Origin of the sequence: Paenibacillus monticola (assembly GCF_009664975.1) — a bacterium.
Classification (GTDB): Bacteria; Bacillota; Bacilli; order Paenibacillales; family Paenibacillaceae; genus Paenibacillus_AQ; species Paenibacillus_AQ monticola.
Map to the genome: position 1 here is coordinate 766,924 of NZ_WJXB01000002.1, position 18,909 is coordinate 785,832.

The 18,909-nt window shown below is 44.6% G+C and carries 18 protein-coding genes and 2 tRNA genes; 4 read left to right on the top strand and 16 right to left on the bottom strand.

The genetic code is table 11. From position 1 onward, the window contains the following. Nucleotides 1–3 precede the first annotated feature (3 nt). A complete protein-coding gene (locus GJB61_RS07975) occupies nt 4–639 on the top strand; it encodes a GNAT family N-acetyltransferase (protein ID WP_154117932.1) in 636 nt (211 codons plus the stop codon). Between the two features lie 12 nt (nt 640–651). Next, nucleotides 652–1,668 carry an alpha/beta hydrolase family protein gene (locus GJB61_RS07980; RefSeq protein ID WP_154117933.1) on the top strand — a complete coding sequence of 339 codons (1,017 nt, stop codon included), beginning with the start codon at nt 652–654 and terminating at the stop codon, nt 1,666–1,668. Between the two features lie 15 nt (nt 1,669–1,683). Here GJB61_RS07980 and GJB61_RS07985 read toward each other — a convergent pair whose 3' ends face one another. Both GJB61_RS07985 and GJB61_RS07990 read right to left on the bottom strand, forming a co-directional pair. Continuing rightward, nucleotides 1,684–2,343, bottom strand: coding sequence for a class D sortase (locus GJB61_RS07985; RefSeq protein WP_229521570.1), 660 nt, complete (start codon nt 2,341–2,343; stop codon nt 1,684–1,686). Nucleotide 2,344: 1 nt separating this feature from the next. After that, nucleotides 2,345–3,808 (bottom strand): ice-binding family protein, encoded by a 1,464-nt coding sequence (locus GJB61_RS07990; RefSeq protein ID WP_154117934.1) that lies wholly within the window; start codon nt 3,806–3,808, stop codon nt 2,345–2,347. A 96-nt stretch (nt 3,809–3,904) separates the two neighbouring features. Between GJB61_RS07990 and shc the strand changes: the two genes are divergently transcribed. After that, entirely contained in the window at nt 3,905–5,791 is a 1,887-nt protein-coding gene (gene shc, locus GJB61_RS07995; protein WP_154117935.1) for a squalene--hopene cyclase, read from the top strand. 79 nt (nt 5,792–5,870) lie between these two features. Here the strand turns inward: shc and GJB61_RS08000 are convergent, their stop codons facing one another. The 6 genes from GJB61_RS08000 to nrdR form a co-directional block, all read right to left on the bottom strand. Further along, nucleotides 5,871–7,883: a methyl-accepting chemotaxis protein gene (locus tag GJB61_RS08000; protein WP_154117936.1), complete on the bottom strand. Its 2,013-nt coding sequence runs from the start codon at nt 7,881–7,883 to the stop codon at nt 5,871–5,873. A gap of 259 nt (nt 7,884–8,142) precedes the next feature. Next, entirely contained in the window at nt 8,143–8,589 is a 447-nt protein-coding gene (locus tag GJB61_RS08005) for a DUF3021 domain-containing protein (RefSeq protein WP_154117937.1), read from the bottom strand. A gap of 12 nt (nt 8,590–8,601) precedes the next feature. After that, nucleotides 8,602–9,039, bottom strand: a complete 438-nt coding sequence (locus GJB61_RS08010; protein WP_154117938.1) for a LytTR family DNA-binding domain-containing protein — start codon at nt 9,037–9,039, stop codon at nt 8,602–8,604. Between the two features lie 369 nt (nt 9,040–9,408). Beyond that, a tRNA-Lys gene (locus tag GJB61_RS08015) sits at nt 9,409–9,481 on the bottom strand. A gap of 12 nt (nt 9,482–9,493) precedes the next feature. Then, a tRNA-Ala gene (locus tag GJB61_RS08020) sits at nt 9,494–9,569 on the bottom strand. 165 nt (nt 9,570–9,734) lie between these two features. Further along, nucleotides 9,735–10,208, bottom strand: a complete 474-nt coding sequence (gene nrdR / locus GJB61_RS08025) for a transcriptional regulator NrdR (RefSeq protein WP_154118184.1) — start codon at nt 10,206–10,208, stop codon at nt 9,735–9,737. Nucleotides 10,209–10,335: 127 nt separating this feature from the next. Between nrdR and GJB61_RS08030 the strand changes: the two genes are divergently transcribed. After that, complete coding sequence (locus GJB61_RS08030) at nt 10,336–10,554, top strand: alpha/beta-type small acid-soluble spore protein (protein ID WP_154117939.1); 219 nt, start codon at nt 10,336–10,338, stop codon at nt 10,552–10,554. 79 nt (nt 10,555–10,633) lie between these two features. On the opposite strand, the gene GJB61_RS08035 is transcribed toward GJB61_RS08030, so the two are convergent. From GJB61_RS08035 to GJB61_RS08070, 8 genes are all read right to left on the bottom strand, one after another. Further along, nucleotides 10,634–11,197, bottom strand: coding sequence for a lytic transglycosylase domain-containing protein (locus tag GJB61_RS08035; RefSeq protein ID WP_154117940.1), 564 nt, complete (start codon nt 11,195–11,197; stop codon nt 10,634–10,636). Beyond that, nucleotides 11,194–11,790 carry a dephospho-CoA kinase gene (gene coaE / locus GJB61_RS08040; RefSeq protein WP_154117941.1) on the bottom strand — a complete coding sequence of 199 codons (597 nt, stop codon included), beginning with the start codon at nt 11,788–11,790 and terminating at the stop codon, nt 11,194–11,196. The genes GJB61_RS08035 and coaE overlap by 4 nt, the downstream gene beginning before the upstream one ends. 9 nt (nt 11,791–11,799) lie before the next feature. Then, nucleotides 11,800–12,549, bottom strand: coding sequence for a manganese efflux pump (locus GJB61_RS08045; protein WP_338115705.1), 750 nt, complete (start codon nt 12,547–12,549; stop codon nt 11,800–11,802). Between the two features lie 119 nt (nt 12,550–12,668). After that, entirely contained in the window at nt 12,669–13,505 is an 837-nt protein-coding gene (gene mutM, locus GJB61_RS08050; RefSeq protein WP_154117943.1) for a DNA-formamidopyrimidine glycosylase, read from the bottom strand. 50 nt (nt 13,506–13,555) lie between these two features. Next, nucleotides 13,556–16,225 carry a DNA polymerase I gene (gene polA / locus GJB61_RS08055; protein WP_338115706.1) on the bottom strand — a complete coding sequence of 890 codons (2,670 nt, stop codon included), beginning with the start codon at nt 16,223–16,225 and terminating at the stop codon, nt 13,556–13,558. 195 nt (nt 16,226–16,420) lie between these two features. Continuing rightward, nucleotides 16,421–17,080 carry a phosphate signaling complex protein PhoU gene (phoU, locus tag GJB61_RS08060; RefSeq protein WP_154117944.1) on the bottom strand — a complete coding sequence of 220 codons (660 nt, stop codon included), beginning with the start codon at nt 17,078–17,080 and terminating at the stop codon, nt 16,421–16,423. A 70-nt stretch (nt 17,081–17,150) separates the two neighbouring features. Next, complete coding sequence (gene pstB, locus GJB61_RS08065) at nt 17,151–17,906, bottom strand: phosphate ABC transporter ATP-binding protein PstB (RefSeq protein WP_154117945.1); 756 nt, start codon at nt 17,904–17,906, stop codon at nt 17,151–17,153. Between the two features lie 195 nt (nt 17,907–18,101). Further along, the gene (locus GJB61_RS08070; RefSeq protein WP_154117946.1) at nt 18,102–18,830 is read right to left on the bottom strand and encodes a response regulator transcription factor; all 729 of its coding nucleotides are present in this window, start codon (nt 18,828–18,830) and stop codon (nt 18,102–18,104) included. Nucleotides 18,831–18,909: the final 79 nt, after the last annotated feature.

The following is an 18,909-nucleotide window of genomic DNA, read 5'->3' on the forward strand; positions in this document are numbered from 1 at the left end:
TTAATGAGTCTGAACCCCATTGAAATCGTTGCTTACCAAAAAGAAGACAATGAAGCTGTACGCGAACTTATAGTGGATTCTTTTCTAGGAAAATTCCATGCGCTTGTCCATCTGGATATTAATCAAATTAGGAAGCTATTGGGGAGTATCTGGATTGATGATCCGAATGCTTCAACTGTAAAACAAATAGTTGCCAAAGAAAACGGAAAAGTAGTCGGTACTCTTTGCCTCAAATGGAAAGGAAACGCTCCCTCAAATAAAAGGGCAGATCAAATCCACATAGCGCAGCTCTTCAAGCAGTTCGGATACCTCAATGTATGTAAATTTATAGTAGGGATGTGCTTTTTAGATTATCAACCCAAAGCACATGAATGTTATATCGATCATTTAGCTATTCGGTCAAGCCATCGTAATAAGGGAATTGGCGGACAGCTCCTGGCCTGGGCACAACATTTCACGCTTAACTCTGAATTTGACCAATTATCTCTTCACGTTGTAAGCAATAACAAACAGGCCATACATTTGTATGAGAAGATGGCCTTTGATATTGAAAGATCCAACTACAATATGATGAGACATATTTTCTTTCAGTATCCCATTTGGAATTTCATGTCATGGAGAGCATCACTGCAACATTAGGGAGTGGAATTATTGAAAAGATATATCAAGCTTTCCTTAGGGTTAGTAGCAGGGTTATTGATTGCCTTGGTTCTGTTCGTATTAAACCAAAATTCATATAAGATGATTGAGAAAAAAATAGAATTTGAAACCCCACAAGGCCTATTGACAGGAACTTTAGCTTTGCCAAAAAATTATTCCGCAAACATTGGACTTGTAGTTTTTATTCACGGAGATGGCCCGACTAATGACACCTACGATGGCGGTTATAAACCTTTATGGGAAAAGTTCGCTTCCGTCGGTTACGCTTCATTGTCACTAAACAAACCTGGTATTCACGGTTCCTCAGGGAACTGGCTGGAGCAAAGCATGGAGGACCGTGCACAGGAAGCCATACATGCGATAGACTGGGCTAAATCTTTACCTATGATTGACGACAAAAGAATTGGCTTGTGGGGAGCAAGTCAGGCTGGTTGGGTAATTCCAAAGATCGTTAGAGAAGAACATAATATCTCCTTCAGTATCCTTGTATCGCCGGCCATTAATTGGATTGCTCAAGGAAAATATAATACGAAAGCGCAGATGGAACAAGATGGGTACTCCGCACAAGAAATTATGGAGAAGGAAACTTACAATGAGCAAGTCTTACATTTAATTCAAGAACAAGCCTCATATAGTACTTACTTGAAATTTGCTCAGCAGAACGATTTGATTTCTAAAGAAAGGTGGGAGTTTATAGCAAAAAATGTTCAGTCCGATGCTACCGAGGAATTAGCTTATTTCGCGTCCCCTGTCCACCTGGTTCTAGGAGGACAAGATATTAATGTTGATGTTCTGGATACTGAACGTGTATACCGGCACAAAATATCCTCCAGTTTGCTTTCAGTATCCAACTTGCCCAATGCTGATCACTCCATGCTAAAAAAGGCACTTGCTAAATCTGAATTAAGAACCTATTTAACGGCGATCTTCTTTCCTAGAAAATTATTTGACGATCAATACTTAAATGATCTGACCCAATTTGTCAGTCAAGTTCAGCCTACTAAATAAAGTAAACCCAAGATTTCATATCAAATCTGCCGTAAGAATATAGCGATCAGGTGCGGCACCAATAAAATGGAAGGGATAGCAAGTAATGACTGTTAGCACAGCATGATCTGTAGGCACAATAATCGTTAGATCTTCTTTATGAACAATTCGTATTGCACTGATCTTATAGGTGAAAATACCCGCTGATGTTTCAACGATGAGCGTATTCCCAAGCTTCAGTTCCCCTAATTTCGCAAATACGGTATCTCGATGACCGGATAGAACAGAATTGTTATTCTCCCCCGGTAGAACGCTTTGGGAAAAATGTCCGATCCCTTTCTCCAGCTCATCTTCATCTGTTCCATGAATAATCGGTATAATTTGCTTTAAAGCTGGAATCGTCAGATTTCCAATAGTATCGCCTTCTAACGGCCTTATAGGATAAAGAATATCATCATGATTCGGAGTGCTGATAGGATAACTTGTCTCCACTGGAACAAAGCTATTGCTCTTGAAGGCATTTTGTTGAATAACATTGTTTGATGTTAAATTAGTATTCTCTGTATAAACGGTCGGAGCTGTCTCTTTCTGAATATGAATCATTGCCCAGCTGATAAAAAAGACCCCCAGAATCAATGATCCCAGGGAGATAAGGTTAACCCGTTTTCTATTTTTCACTTTGTTCTTCATATTCATATTATTCACGAAGCTTTCTTCTCCACATTACAACTCCCATTATTGTGAATACAGAACCGACTAGGAGCATGTTGTACCAAGGCGTAGCCGTGTTCGGAAGTTCGCCGCCAGTAACTGTTGGCACGGTTACTGGAACTGCTTCAAAACTATACACAGGTCCGCTTTGGGGAGTGAATTTTACTGATATATTATAAGTCCCGACTGGTGCTTTAAGAACAGTATAACTTACGCTCCTATTTCCTTCTATCGTGTAGACGACTCCCCCCAGATCAAAACTCCATACTCCAGTTTCTTTTGTATTATCAGGAAGTTGTGCAACGATGACTATACCTCCATTTGGAAGCAGCCATATTTCAACTAACTCTGATTCACCAATCAATTTCCCATCTACTGGAGCTCCAGTAGGATATGTAGGAACAGGCATAGTTCTAGGTGTTGCAGTAGGTGTTGCAGTAGGTGTTGCAGTAGGTGTTGCAGTAGGTGTTCCTGTTGGTGCTACTACCACTGCGCTTGCTGTTGGCGTTACTAATGGTGTTGCCGTTGACAATACTGCTGTTGGTGTTGGTGTTGGTGTCACTGCTGGTGACGTCGCTGTTGCCGTTGGTGTCACTGTTGTTGGCAATGCAGATGTCGTTGGTGTTACTGTTACTGTTGGTGTTACTGTTGGTGTTGGTAATGCTTGTACACAGGTTGGAACTGTAATGATCGAAGGTCCAGGATTCGTGAATGTCACTGCATTTTGTGATAGGATCCTACCATTTATAGTTGTATTAATCCCAACTGTCACTGCTGCAGATTCGCTCATTAAATTACCTTCAAAGCTAGTATTAGCTGCAAGTGTTGTGGCACCCTTTACTACCCAATAAATATTACAGGCTTGGGCACCATTTGTTAATGAAATTTTTGTATTAGCCACTGTATCCAAGGTACCCTCAATTTGAAAGATAAAGACATCATTTCCACTGAGTGTTACATCCGTTCCAATATTTACTGCGCCCGGATAACTGTAAACGCCTGGGAGTAGAGTAAGGCCTCCCAGATCAGCTCCAGGGGTACCAATAATAGTTGGTGTCTGAGAATTCGCGTTAATAATTGCATTTCCCAAGTCGCTGTTTGCGGTATTATAGGCACTATCATTTATATGATTGGATCCATTCGTTAAAAAGGGTATTCCCGTCTGGGTTATAGCTCCAGTATCTCCGTAAACGGAAGTTCCAACAGTTGTCATCGTATTGGCGAGAAGTCCAAAAGTACTGGCTGACCCCAGGTTTATTTCACTTAATGCAGCGGAAACGGGCATCAAAAATCTAGAAAATAAAAGCGTGAAAACCAGTATTAATACAGTTAACTTTAGATATCTCACCTTCATACTTTTCCCCTTTTCTCTATTTATTCCTAAAATATGTATCTTGTCAAATGATTGTTCTACATGTATAAATACCCATAGTAGCAATTGATGACCCATATCAACAAAACTGGATATATAGCTAGAAACTTTAACCTCATTTCCCTTTGCCGACAATCATATAATGATAAAAAAGACTTGGGAGGTACAAAGGGGATGGGCAATGTCTTAAGCGCAGTAGATGAAGCGATTGATCAACTGACAGCAACCCTTATCCAGCAGCAACAGCACAATGGGACTTGGCATTTTTGTTTTGAGAATGGAATCATTATAGATGCTTACGTGATCATCCTCTTTCGAACGTTGAACATTCAGAATGAGGTTCTTATTCGACAACTACATGATCGCATCCTCACCGAACAGCAGCCCGAAGGCTGCTGGAAATTGTATTTCGATGAAGAAGAAGGAAACTTATCTGCTTCAATTGAAGCCTATTATGCCCTGCTCTATTCTGGGTATAGCCAGAAAACGGACGAACCTATGCTACGAGCCAAGCGCTTTATACAGTCCAAGGGAGGTCTTGGGCAAGTTTCCAGTATCCTGACCAAAGTCATCCTCGCCGCTACTGGACAAATGAAATGGCCCGCTTCACTATCTTCCATTCCCCTTGAGGTACTGCTTCTCCCCACATTTTCTCCAATCAACTTTTTTGAGTTTTCCGGGTATTCAAGAATCCATCTTACTCCGATATTAATCATGGCCGATCATCATTTTTCAATAAAAACCGCGCATACTCCTGAGCTAGATGAACTTAAGGTGGATCGTATTCACATCAATGAACCTCATTCTCGGGAAGACCAAGAGGTACTGGACAGCATAAACTCCGGCTTACGTAAACTTATTGGCACTCCCCGTTCTATCCATGAAGCCGCAATAACAAAGGCTGAACAGTTCATTTTGCAACGGCTTGAAGCCGATGGAACCCTATACAGCTACGCCAGCAGTACCATCCTGATGATCTTCGCCTTACTTGCACTTGGGTATGATAAAGACCATCCACTCATCACTCATGCCGTTCAAGGCATAACCGCTATGCAGTACAACTTTAACGACAAAACCACAATTCAAAACTCACCTTCTACCGTATGGGATACCGCTTTGCTTGCCTACACCCTGCAAGAAGCCGGAATCAATGCTGATCATGTAGCGATTCGGAACGCGGCTGCCTATCTGCTCTCCAAACAGCAAGACAAAACGGCTGACTGGAGTATTCACAATCCTAATCCCATTCCTGGGGGATGGGGATTCTCTGACTCCAATACGCTTAATCCGGATGTGGATGATACCACGGCTGCTTTACGAGCAATTCAAACCTTATCCCAGACTGACCCTTTGCACAGGGAATCATGGAATCGTGGTCTGAATTGGGTTCTATCCATGCAAAATGAAGGTGGAGGCTGGCCGGCTTTTGAAAAAAAAACAAAAAAAATGCTCACTTGGTTGGCCATTGACGGTGCTAAATCTGCAGCTATAGACCCATCGGAGGCTGACCTTACAGGGCGAACCTTAGAGTACCTCGGTAATTTCTGTGGCCTTGATATCCGGCACGAGTTCATCAAGTACGGAACGAAATGGTTGATTAAGCATCAGGAAAAGGACGGCTCTTGGTATGGTCGATGGGGGATTTGTTACATATATGGTACGTGGGCAGCACTAACGGGCTTAGAGGCTGTAGGGGTCTCCTCCAACCATATAACTGTACAAAAAGGAACCCAATGGTTATTACGTATTCAGAACCCTGACGGGGGATGGGGGGAATCCTGTAGAAGTGACCGTCTGTTGCGCTATGTACCTTTAGGGGAAAGCACACCCCCTCAGACCGCCTGGGCGTTAGATGCACTTATTGCTGTTCATCCACAGCCAACAGCCCAAATAAATAAAGGAATCTATAGACTTATTGCGTCCTTACAAGAAGATAACTGGATGATCTCTTATCCGACAGGTGCTGGTCTCCCGGGCAATTATTACACTCACTATCACAGCTATCGTTACATCTGGCCGCTCCTTACGCTGAGCCATTACAGAGAGAAGTATAGGCATTAACAACTGCCATATCATTAACTCCCACCATCCCCTGTAATCGCTCAGCTTAGCGATTTTTCGTTTGGTAGAATCCTCGACTTTAGAGCTTGAATTTATCGACCAATAACTGCAGATCCTCAGCCATTTTGGTAAGGGACGATGAAGATGATGAAATTTCCTGCATGGAGGCCAGTTGCTCTTCTGAGGCTGCAGACACATTTTCAGCCCCGGCTGCCGTTGATTGCGCAATGGCGGCGATTTCTGAGATCTGTTGATCAATTTCCAATGACCGGTTGGATATGATTAGGGTCGCTTCCGAAACCTCTTGTACTTGGCTGCCTACCTCATCGACGAAGCTTTCAATTTCTGAGAACAAACTTCCGGCCTGATGAACAACATTCATTCCGACACTCACTTCATTTTTTGAAGATTCCATCGATCGCTGCGCTTTACTGATATCTTCCTGAATGTTACCGATCAGATTAGCGATTTCTTCAGTCGATTTGGAGGATTTTTCAGCCAACTTCTTCACTTCATTGGCTACTACTGCAAATCCGCGACCGTGTTCACCAGCTCTGGCCGCTTCAATGGAAGCATTCAGCGAAAGTAAATTCGTTTGCTGGGCTATTTGTGTAATCACTTCCGTAATTTGGCCAATCTCATGTGAAGTGCTTGCCAGATTGCTAATGACTTGTGATAGTTCATCAACAGATCCGCTAATGGAATTCATTTGTCCTACAGCTGTGTGTATAGCGCGGCCGCCTTCTGCCGATTTCGCAGAAGCCTTGACCGTCGTTTCGGTCACCTGCTGTATATTTGTTGTGACCTGCTGCATTCTTGCCGTTGTGTCGTAAATCGTTTGGGAACTTTGCTCTACCTGCTGGGTTTGCTGGTTGGCTCCATCCGACATTTGTTCAGCGATGCCCGAAATATGCTCGGTCGCTTTGGAGGATTCCTCTGCGCTGGCCGCCAATTGCTCTGAAGAAGCGGCTAACAGCCCGGACGATTCACTAACCTCAACCAAAATGGATCGCAGTGAATCCACCATCTGATTAAAGCTTGCACCAAGCTGGCCGAATTCGTTCTTCGACTTAATATTTACCCGTTGTCTTAAATCACCGGCACTGATTTTCTCTGATGTAGAGGTTAATAAAGTCATAGGAATCGTAAAGGAACGAATGATAAAAAATACAATGATTCCTCCTGTTAATAAGGCGATAGCAATAACAAGAGCCGTTGTATTAAATATAGCGGATGCTTCTTGCGCCACTTCATTAGTATCCCAACTACCCAGTATTTTCCATCCCGTCAATGGATTAGTCGAGAATACAAGGTTCTTTGATTTTCCATCTAAGGGGCTTATGTAGTCTGCTGTACCTGAATTCGAGCCCTCCACCGTATCTGAGATTGTTCCCGTTGCAGTATCGCCTAATTTTATATCCAGCGTATCAGGTGCCGCCAAATATTTTTTCATTTTATCGAAGATTAGTACGTAGCCCTCGCTGCCTATCTTCACATCTTTTACAATATTCCCTAACGATTCCAAGCTGAGATTTACAAACAATACACCGTGACCATCCTGCGTCACCTTGGATATGGATATGACAAGATTGCCTGTTGCAGCTGACACAAATGGATCTGTAATGGCTACTTTTCCTTTGTTGCTCATAGCTGCAATATAATAAGGTCTAACTTTTACATCAAAACCAGCAGGTAAGTCGATAATTGGAGAAGAAATAGTGACCCCCTTATCCGTTGCCAGATTTACACCCTCAAGCTCGGGAAAAAGTTTCTTATTGCTATCCAGAAGCTTTCTTATTTCCGGGTTCTCATCTCCCTGTACCGAACCAATATTGGCTGTTGAAAGTTGTGAAGCCAGAAAATCCACATTCTTCATTTGCCCCTCTACGAGTTGATTAATAGTTTGATTCAACAGCGTAATACTGGAAGATGCAGCCTTCTGCATTTGCTCATCAATTTTATTTTTAGCCAGATTGTAAGAAATCAAGCCTATTGATAAACTGGGTATTATTAAAATAAGAGAAAAAGCGATGGTCATTTTGTTTGTGATCGAGTGAAAATTCCATCTGGACAAGCGACGTATAAGTTTCATATGAGTCTCCTAAAATTCAAATTTGTCAAACCAAGTATCCTAACCACTCTTCTGCGAACCTTCTGCTAATAAACCACTCAACCTTACTTCCTCTTCTGCCAACAAATTTCGACATTATTTTTAATTTCGTCAAAATATTTATCGGTTTCTCAATGATGAAAGTGAATATTGTCACTGATATTTATATATTCTTAAAAATACAAAAACCGCACTCTCCAGTGAGAGCACGGTTTTTGATTTATTTTTATAGAGTCATCACTCACACCAATCGCTTATCCTCACTATTCTTATACTCGCTCAGCTTTTGATTGAGTTGTTTGGCCTCATTCTGTCCATCCATATGCATCATTGTAAAGACCACTCCTTTAACAAGAAGAATTACAACTGTATACGATAATAAAAGATCCCTATCAAAAATTTGGCGGGAGCTAAAAAACCATAACCATAATATTAAAAATACATCTGCCATTATAAAACAAACATAGAAGCTGATGATTCCAGCCTTTTTCCCTAGTTCATGTGTGTTCACTAAAGCGTACTTGAAACAAGTAAACGCTGCAGCAATTAAGACGATTTGCCCGAGCAGTGAGGCTTGAATCGTTCCTGAAGAAGAGAGGGCCAACACTATTGCGGCAATGACTGTCAAGAATCCACTAGCTATCAGAAAATCTTTTAACATATACGATAGATATTTGCTGATTTTCATAATGGAGCCTCCTTAGAGTCCTAATTTTGTTTTGAGCACCGGAACATATTGTCTGGAAATGAAGACCTTTTCACTATTCTGAAGCAACGCTTCAAACCTCCCATATAGAATCGGGCTTACCGATTCAATTTTTGAAATATTAAGGATAGTTGATTTGGAGGCTCTAAAAAAATCCCAGTGCTCATATTCCGTCTCAATCTCATAAAGCTTAAGCCTGGATTCAAAAACCTTCTCTTGGCAATAAATAAATACTTTATTGTCTACAGCCTCGAAATAAAAAACATCATTGAGATTGATAATGTGCATCTGTAAGTCCATGATTCCAACAAGCTTTTTGGAGGTTGATTTAATGGAGTAAATTAGTTTCATCAATGATTCATCAGGCTCATTACATCGTATTATGATCTCAGGTTCACTTCCTGGTGGGATATTCTCAATCGTAACTTTCATCGTCTCACCCCATTTTAGATATTGGAACAGTCGCTATTCTGTCAATGCCGGCTTGAGCTCCTGCTTACAGTTACAGTATATTTTCGCGGTAATTTATATTCAATAGGTGCTAAAGTAAGCTGCAAATATAGAGAGCTAAGCTGCAGAATTTGAGGGTAGGTTGATCAAACCGCCAAAAAAATAGACCGCCTTTTCCCAAAGGATGCGCTCTATTTTTTAGGTGGATTCGTGTTAGTACATTTTTAAAGTGTTTACTCAAAATCTTTCCTGCGCATTCACAAAACGGGCCAATGGCAAAATAACACCCAAAATATTTGATGTTAAAAGTATAAAGCAAAAAGAACGGCATCTCTGCCGTTCTTTCTGTGATGGACTCTCAGGGATTCGAACCCTGGACCAATTGATTAAGAGTCAACTGCTCTACCAGCTGAGCTAAGAGTCCATGTATGAAATTTGGTGGAGAATAGGGGGCTCGAACCCCTGACCTCATCGCTGCCAGCGATGCGCTCTCCCAGCTGAGCTAATCCCCCGAATTACTGGTATCTACAATGATTTATGTAACCGTTTGTGCGGTAATCATAATCACTCACATAACCTTAAGCTTTGTAGGCGACTCCTATATAATATAAAAAATCGCCTATGGTGTCAATAGTTTTTTTTCGCAGATATAATTCGCTTGAATGGCTCTAATCCTTCTAGAGCCCCTCCAGCTCTTCGCTCTTTGACAGCAGCCCCTTCAGCTCCTTCATGAACATGTTGATGTCCTTGAACTGACGATAGACAGATGCGAAGCGGACGTAGGCAACCTCGTCGACAGGGTAGAGTTCTTCCATCACCAGCTCGCCGATCTGGCGACTCTCAATTTCGGCCAGAGCGATGCCACGTAGCGCTTTCTCGACCTCAGACACGATGACCTCTAGACGCTCAACGGACACAGGGCGCTTCTCACAGGCACGGATGAGACCACGCAGTATTTTGTCGCGGCTGAATTCCTCACGGCTGCCATCCTTCTTGATAACAATTAGAGGGGTCTCCTCAATCATCTCAAATGTAGTAAAACGCTTGCTGCACAGCTCGCATTCACGCCTCCGTCGGATCGACTTATTCTCATTGGCAGGACGCGAATCCAGCACTTTGGTATTGGTGTGATCGCAATATGGGCATTTCATAAGTTTAATCACTTCCTCTGCAATAATGGTGTAATTCTTTTTTCCATAAATCACCGTATTTTTGTTGTTATGAATATGGCAAGTCCAGCACATAATACAGTTACCAACCGATAGGAGGTGAACAGCAATGAGCCAAAACAACAGCTCCAACAACCTGGTAGCTCCTAAATCCAGCGCAGCTTTGAATCAATTGAAATTTGAAGTTGCCCAAGAACTGGGTATTACACTTTCCCCAGATGGGTATCAAGGCAATAAAACATCTTACGAAAACGGTTCGATCGGTGGTTACATCACTAAACGTCTTGTAACCCTGGCTGAACAGCAACTGGCAGGTCAATACAAATAACCTGTCTGCATATGCTTGCCTAAAGAAGTATTAAACGGCTCACGGGCTGTTTAATGCTTCTTTTTATTAAGTGCACAGATTAGAATTCACTATAAATCTCCGTGTACTGATCATAATAATAAAGAACACGCTGCACATAATGACGGGTCTCCCCAATGGGAATATCCTTGACAGTAGCTTCAGTTCCGTCCCAAGATCCTGCTTCCAGCCAGTGCTTCACATTGCCGGGCCCTGCATTATACGCGGCGATGACTGCCGTGCGGTTGCCTTCGAACTGACGGGACAGATTGGACAAGTACCAAGTCCCGAGCTCAATATTCTCAGACGGCTTCTCCTTCAGTTGAACCAAGGATACATCGGGCAGCTTGGCCATTTCGAGTGCCCACTTGGCCGTATCCGGCATAAGCTGCATTAATCCTAGTGCGCCTTTTTTGGATTCACGTCCGGTCTTATAGTTAGTCTCAACACGGATAATTGCTGCCACAAGGAAAGGATCCATCTCATAAGTAATACTATGCTTACGGATCTCTTCTTTGTAATAAATGGGGTAGAACCACGACATCCAGTTTGTGCTTAGAAACAGTACTGCTGTAAAACCTACGAACAACAGGAGCAGCACCCTTTTTTTACGCAGCCATTTCATGATAACCCCAGCCTGTCCCACAAAGTGGCAACCTGCAGCTCAGTATGAGTGAGGTCCAAACTATTGTCGATCACATAATTCGCCTTGCTGCGTTTGATCTCAATGTCCATTTGAGAAGCCAAACGTCCTTCCGCCTGTTCAAGCGATAGACCGTTACGCTCCATTAAGCGGGCAATCTGTATTTCCATTGGAACATATACCACCACTATCTCTTGAAACAGATCCTCAAGCCTGGATTCATATAGCAGCGGGATATCCACTATAATTAACCGTTGAGGCTCTTCCTGCTCCATGCTGTACATGCGTTCTTTAATCTCCTGGCGAATTGCCGGATGCGTCAGTTTATTCAGCACCTGCCTTGCCTCTGCATCTTTAAAAACTATTTCACCCAATTTCGCTCTGTTCAGCACTCCATCTGGCAATAAAATTCCGCTTCCGAAATAACGCACGGCAGCAGCCAGCACCGGAGTCCCGGGGAGCATAACTTCTCTGGCGATAACATCAGCATCAACCAGTCTCGCTCCCTTATTAACAAATAGTGTGGACACCGTGCTTTTTCCAGAAGCAATGCCTCCGGTTAAGCCCATAATCATGAATTCACCTCATAACAGCTTCATTATTCCCATTGAAATTAATAATAACGCAGGTAGCGCCGCAGCATGTTTCATCCAGTAACTTCCCGCGAATCTAAGTCCTGTCTTCATGCCCACCATCAGAAATGAACCGCTGAACAGAGCGATCATAAGTGCAGTCCAGATTGGATTGAACCCCAGTAATGCCGCTCCAAGTCCAGCCCCAAAAGCATCTAGAGAGAGTGCAATACCGAGCACCATCGCTTCCATTGATGAGATGCTTCCTGAGGCGTCCATGTCCGCTGACGATGGGGTGCGGAGGATCTGAATCACAATTCCCAGGTGCCGCAGTTCAAGCGAGAATACAGCTGATTTGAGTGGTTCCTCTGCAGCCGCACCGATAAACTGGGCTGAATCCCCTTGATCAACCGCCTGCAGCCACATTTGGGCTGTCGACGATTCTGTACCGTTTCCCGGCAACTTTCGTTCGTAATTCTGTTCTTTTTCCCTCTGCATCAGCATCTGGACTAAAGACCAGCAACCCATCAGGACGAGAATAACAGCTCCGACTGCAGAAGCAGCATGTGGAGATACTACCTTAGCTAACAGTACACCCACCTGCATGGAGACACCAATGACTACGCCTGAACAAAGGGAGATGATCAGGATCGAGAGAAGCGGTATCTTCATTGAGCGTAAACCATATGTAATACCAACACCAAAACCGTCCAAACTCAAGGCAAACGCCAGCAGCAGCAGTGAAAAAAATGGGCTAAGCACCCGCAATCCCTCCTGTGAAGAACGAGAGCCTAAGCGGATGAATCCGCAGCCTCTCTTCGCTCGATTAAGCATTCTTCACACAGTATATGGGCGGGACAGGTTGTGAGTGCCTACCAATATCAGATTGCAGTTGGACGCTGGCAATTGGGGCAATAATGCGTGCCACGACCTCCGACTACAGTCTTCTCGATCATCGTTCCACAGGAAACACACGGCTGGTCTTTGCGTCCATATATCAAATGCTGATCCTGATAACTGCCGCTCTCTCCTTGACCGTTCACATACGATTTCACGGATGAACCTCCGGCGTTTACCGCCTCTGTTAACGTAGACACAATAGCTTCATACAAATTATCCAGCTGTTCACCAGAAAGAACCTTGGCGCTATCCTCCGGATGAATACCAGCCCGGTGCAGCGACTCATCTACATAAATATTACCGATGCCAACCACATATTCCTGATTAAGCAGCAGTGACTTGATTTTTGTACTTTTGCCAGCCACTATCTCCTTGAACCTCTCCGGAGTAAAAGCAGGCTCCAACGGCTCCTGCCCCAGCTTATTCAGAGGCGGTAGTCTGAGGTCTTCGCCCGGCTGAAACAGATGCATTGTACCGAACTGGCGCACATCCGTATATCGCAGCTCCGTACCATCTGTAAAATGGAAAATAACATGTGTATGCTTGTCCAGCGGGTCATTCTTCTGAAACAGCCCGTACCGCCCTTCCATCCGTAGATGAGACACGAGGACCAGACCGTCCAACACTATGCGTAAAAACTTACCTCTCCGCTCTACATTTACCACGCTATGGCCTGCCAGCATATTGGCAAAGGCCTGAATATCATCCGGACGTTGAATAATTCGCGCTAGTCGGACGGTTACATACTCTATCTGCTTTCCTTTAATTAAAACGTTAAGTGTTCTCTTGACGGTTTCCACTTCCGGTAATTCCGGCATTATATCTCACCTCTACTCCATTATAGCGGATATATACACTACGCGGGAGGCTATTTCGCTTCATACCAGTTGCTGCCAAAACTTACCTCTGCCTTCAAAGGTACAGAAAGCGCCAATGCACCCTCCATCACTTCCGGCAAAAGCTTCTTCATCAACTCCAGCTCATCGCCCGGCACTTCGAAGACAAGCTCATCATGAACCTGAAGTAACATGCGGCTCTTTAGCCCACGCTCGAAAAGTGCTTTATCCATGTGTACCATAGCCAGCTTAATGATGTCTGCTGCAGTTCCCTGTATCGGTGTATTCATGGCTGTACGTTCGGCAAAAGAACGCAAATTGAAATTCTTCGCGTTAATCTCAGGCAAGTAGCGGCGGCGCTCCAGCATGGTCGTCACATAGCCATTCTTCCGTGCTTCCAGCACAATATCGTCCATATAGCGACGCACGCCCTTGAACACCTCAAAATATTGTTCAATAAATCGCGCGGCTTCCTTGCGGGGGATATTCAGATTCTGCGAAAGCCCATAATCGCTGATGCCGTATACAATGCCAAAATTGACCGCCTTGGCTGAGCGGCGCATATTGCTGTCCACCTGTTCGGAACTCACTCCGAATACATCCATTGCCGTCTTCGTATGAATATCCATGTCATTCAGGAAAGCTTCCTTCAAGTTCTCATCATCCGAAATATGAGCCAGCACCCGCAGCTCGATCTGCGAGTAATCTGCTGCCAGAATAGACCAGCCCGGTTCAGAAGGAACGAACACCTTGCGGATTTTGCGGCCTTCCTCCAACCGGATCGGAATATTCTGCAGGTTCGGAAATTGGCTACTGAGCCTCCCTGTAGCCGCGATGGTCTGCCGATAGAAGGTATGCACCTTGCCTGTTTGCGGGGAAATTTCCTTCAGCAATCCTTCTACATACGTAGACTGGAGCTTGGCAAGCGTACGGTATTGCAAGATCAGGCGTACCGCATCATGATAAGGAGCCAGCTTTTCCAGCACCTCAGCGTCCGTAGAATATCCGGTCTTCGTCTTCTTCACCACGGGCAGGCCAAGTTTCACAAATAATATTTCACCCAGTTGCTTCGGTGAGTTCAAATTAAACTCGACACCGCAGGTTTCATATATTCCCGTCACCAGCTTGGAGATTTGCTCTTCTAATTCCTTGCCGAGTTCTTTAAGCTCTTCTTTATTGACCGCAATGCCCTGCTTCTCCATATCCGCTAGGATGCGTGATAAAGGCATTTCCAGATCCACGAACAGACCCGTCATAGCCGTCTCAATCAGTTCCTGCTCCTGTTTTTGTACAATACCGAGTACTGTTGCGCTTTTACGCGCCACATGATTGCCCAGCACTTCCAGATCCGGGATTTTATATTTAGCGCCTTTACTGAATATCTCTTCATCTGCTGACAAGCGAGGCAGGCCATACTTGGCATTCAGGTCGTTCAGATTCTGATTGGCTTCAGTAGGGTCAAGCAAATAAGCTGCCAACTGTACATCATTGGCGGCTCCGGCAAAAGCAATCCCCTGCCAATGCAGCGCAAGATCGGCACGGTGCAGATCGTACCCACTCTTCGGTGCTTTCTCGTCTCCCAGCCACTCCCGCAGCTTCGCTGCTTCAGGAGTTTGCAGCAGCGCAAACGGCACGAAGTAATGCCGTTCTGGTGAAGACAGACCTAACCCGATCACTTCAGCCCGATGCGGGTTGTCCCCATTCGACTCCACATGCAGCGCCGATATACCGGGAAGTGCTGCAATTAGCTCATCCAATTCTGCAGTGCCAACGATAGTAATATCAAGCGCGGCTGCTTCCAACTCTGCTTCCGTTTCCTCACCGGCAACGGCTGGCGCATAAGCACTCAGTGACAGACGCTCCAACAAGGATCTGAATTCCAGCTTTGCAAACGCCGGCCCGGCGGTGTCTGCCTTAATTTCACTAAAGACCATATCTTCCCACGAGTGCTCCAGCGGAACCTCCCGATAAATGGTCGCCAATTTTTTGCTCATAACGGCGTCATCCGCATGGGCCTCTAGTTTTTCTTTCATTTTGCCTTTTAGTTCGCCGGTTCCAGCAAGAACTGCTTCCACGGATCCGAACTGGTGCAACAGCTTAAGAGCGGTCTTCTCACCCACACCCGGCACACCCGGAATGTTATCACTGGCATCGCCCATCAGGCCTTTAAGGTCTATAATCTGCAGCGGTGTAAGATTATATTTCTCACGGATTTGCTCCGGTCCATACAGTTCAATATCCGTAACCCCTTTTCGAATCAGAGCTACCGTCGTATGCTCGGAAGCCAGCTGCAGCATATCCTTGTCTCCCGACACGATCATGACCTGCCGTCCGGCTTCATCCGCCTGGCGGGAGATGGTACCTATAATATCATCAGCTTCATAGCTGGCAATTTCAAACTGGGGAACCCCAAGTTCACGCAACAGCTCCTTCAACATCGGGAACTGTTCGGAGAGTTCCGGCGGTGTCTTCTCTCTTCCACCTTTATATTCTTGGTATCCTTCATGGCGGAAGGTTACTTTCCCAGCATCAAAAGCCACAATCATATGAGTAGGCTTATGCTCCTCGATTAACCGCAGCAGCATGGTAGTAAATCCGTATACTGCGTTCGTCTGCTGCCCTGCTGTATTCGTGAGCGGCGGCATCGCGAAGAATGCGCGATAAATAATGTTATTACCATCTATAAGAATCAACTTTTCCACTTGAGCACCTCGCCTTTATGTTGCTTACTTCTTACATATTACCATATGCTCTGCCCAAAAAAGAACCTAAGCAGTCCTCGTTAGTCGAATGTCCATCAACACGAGAGTTGTCCTATGACCAGAAAAAAAGCAAGCTCCCCAATGAAGGAAAGCTTGCTTTAGAAATTCTCTTTATCTTGCTTCAATATACACCAATTACTGATTCAGGTCTGGACGTTTGCCTGTTACCAGATAAACAACGCTCTCTCCGATATTAGTAGCATGGTCGCCAATTCGTTCGATATACCGACCTACTAATGTCAGTACGATCACTTGCGACAGAGCATCAGGCTTCTCAAGCATGAAGGTGTACAACTCGTTAATCATTGTGCTGTATAATTGGTCAACCTGGTCGTCGTCCTGAGCCATTTTGTAGGCTAAATCCGTATTCTCATCCAGATAAGACTGAATAGAATCCGTAGTCATAAGAGTGACGATCTCAGCCATACGGGGAATGTCCACCAACGGCTTAATTAAATGCTGCCCCTGCAGGCGCATGGTTACTTTGGCTACGTCTAGCGCCAAGTCACCCATTCGCTCGAGGTCATTCGATATTTTGAACGCTACGAGAATACGACGCAAATCTTTGGCTACCGGCTGCTGAGTAATGATCAACCGCGAACCGATTTCCATAATTCGATCTTCCATGGCATTTAATCGTAAATCTGCTTTCACTATGTCCTGAGCACGTGTGGTATCAAGGGTCTGCAGAGCGACAACTGCACCTTCAAGAGCATCTGTAACATGCTCACCCATTTGCTGCAGCAAGCTGCGCAACTCTTCCAAGTCCTTATCAAATTCTTTTCTGCGAATCATATTAAGAGCGATCCTCCTCAAACTTATGGTCAGCTTAGCACTTTCAAGGTTGGGCCTTTTCCGTTGACAGTTAGCCGAAACGCCCGGAAATATAATCTTCTGTACGGGAATCCTTAGGGTTAGAGAACAACAGCTCTGTATCCGCCGCCTCTACAATCACACCGTTCAGGAAAAATACCGTCCGGCCCGATACACGTGCCGCCTGATGCATGTTATGCGTGACCATAACGATTGTATACCTGTCTCGCAATTCTTGGACTAGCTCTTCAATTTTAAGGGTGGATACCGGGTCAAGTGCAGAGGTCGCTTCATCCATAAGCAGAATATCCGGTTGCACAGCGAGTGCTCTAGCAATACATAATCTCTGCTGTTGACCACCTGATAAACTGAGTGCTGATTTCTTCAGGAAGTCTTTTACTTCCTCCCAAAGGGCAGACTGACGCAAGCTTTGCTCCACAAGCTCATCCAGCTCGCTCTTGGAACGAACGCCATGCAGGCGTGGACCATAAGCTACATTGTCATAGATCGACTTTGGAAAAGGATTGGGCTGTTGAAAAACCATACCTACCTGCTTGCGCAAGCTCTCCACTTCTACCTCAGGACCATAAATGTTTTTGCCGCCAATGTTCACAGTTCCTTCAATTCGTGTGCCGGGAATCATATCATTCATTCGATTCAATGTACGTAGCAGTGTAGACTTTCCGCAGCCCGAAGGGCCAATAAACGCGGTTACCTGCTTCTCAGGAACTTGCAAGTCCACGCTCTTCAACGCGTGAAAATTCTCATAGTAGAGATCTAGTTTCTCTATGTCAATGATGGATTTCATTAGTTTTTCTGTCTCCTTCTCATCATCTTCGTTCCCCATAATAAGCCTTTAGTGTAAATAGAGTTGACGAGAATTGTAAACGCATTGTAAAATTCGCGCGAGATATTTAAAAATCCAATTATTCAACTTATCTTACGGTCCCGCCACATCTTTTATACTTCATAACTATTAACTAACAAAAAAGAACTCCGTCATTTAAACGACCGGAGTTCTCTTTTTGTTAACCACTAACTTGTAGCCTACCCCGCGAATCGAATCAATATGAACCGAATCGGGATCAAGCTCCAGCTTCTTGCGAAGTGAACTAACATGCACATCAACCGTCCGTTGTCCGCCGATATAATCGAAGCCCCATACAGCATTCATTAAATCGTCACGCGTCAGTACGACACCTGGCTTACGGGCCAAATACAGCAATACCTCGAATTCTTTGGGACGCAGGTTTATGCTCTGCCCACCCAGTGAAACCTCATACCTTTCCGGATATATCTCCAACTGTCCCAGAATAATCGTTGATGCAGAGACAGCTGTTTCGGGCTGAGCTTCTTCAGCGAGGCCAGAGATCCGGCGAAGTACGGCGCTAACCCGGGCGAGAAGCTCTGAGACGCCAAAGGGTTTGGTTATATAATCATCCGCACCAGATTTCAATCCCCGGACAACGTCCTCTTCCGCATTCTTGGCGGTAAGTACGATAACAGGTGTGCGGATGCCTTGTCCACGCAATTTATCAAGAATATCAATCCCGTTCATCCCCGGCAGCATAAGATCCAGAATGATCAGGTCAAAAGGTTCTCTAGTTGCACGATCATACCCTGCCGTTCCATGATCTTCCACCGTCACCTCGTAACCTTCCTGCGTTAAATTATAGGACAGCAGTCGAGCCAGTGTCGGTTCGTCTTCAATGACAAGCAATCGTTGTGCCATAGGTTCCCCCGTCTTCATATGTTTTTAAATTTACAAAACAACAACAAAGCTATCATATCACCAGAATGTTAACTTAGTG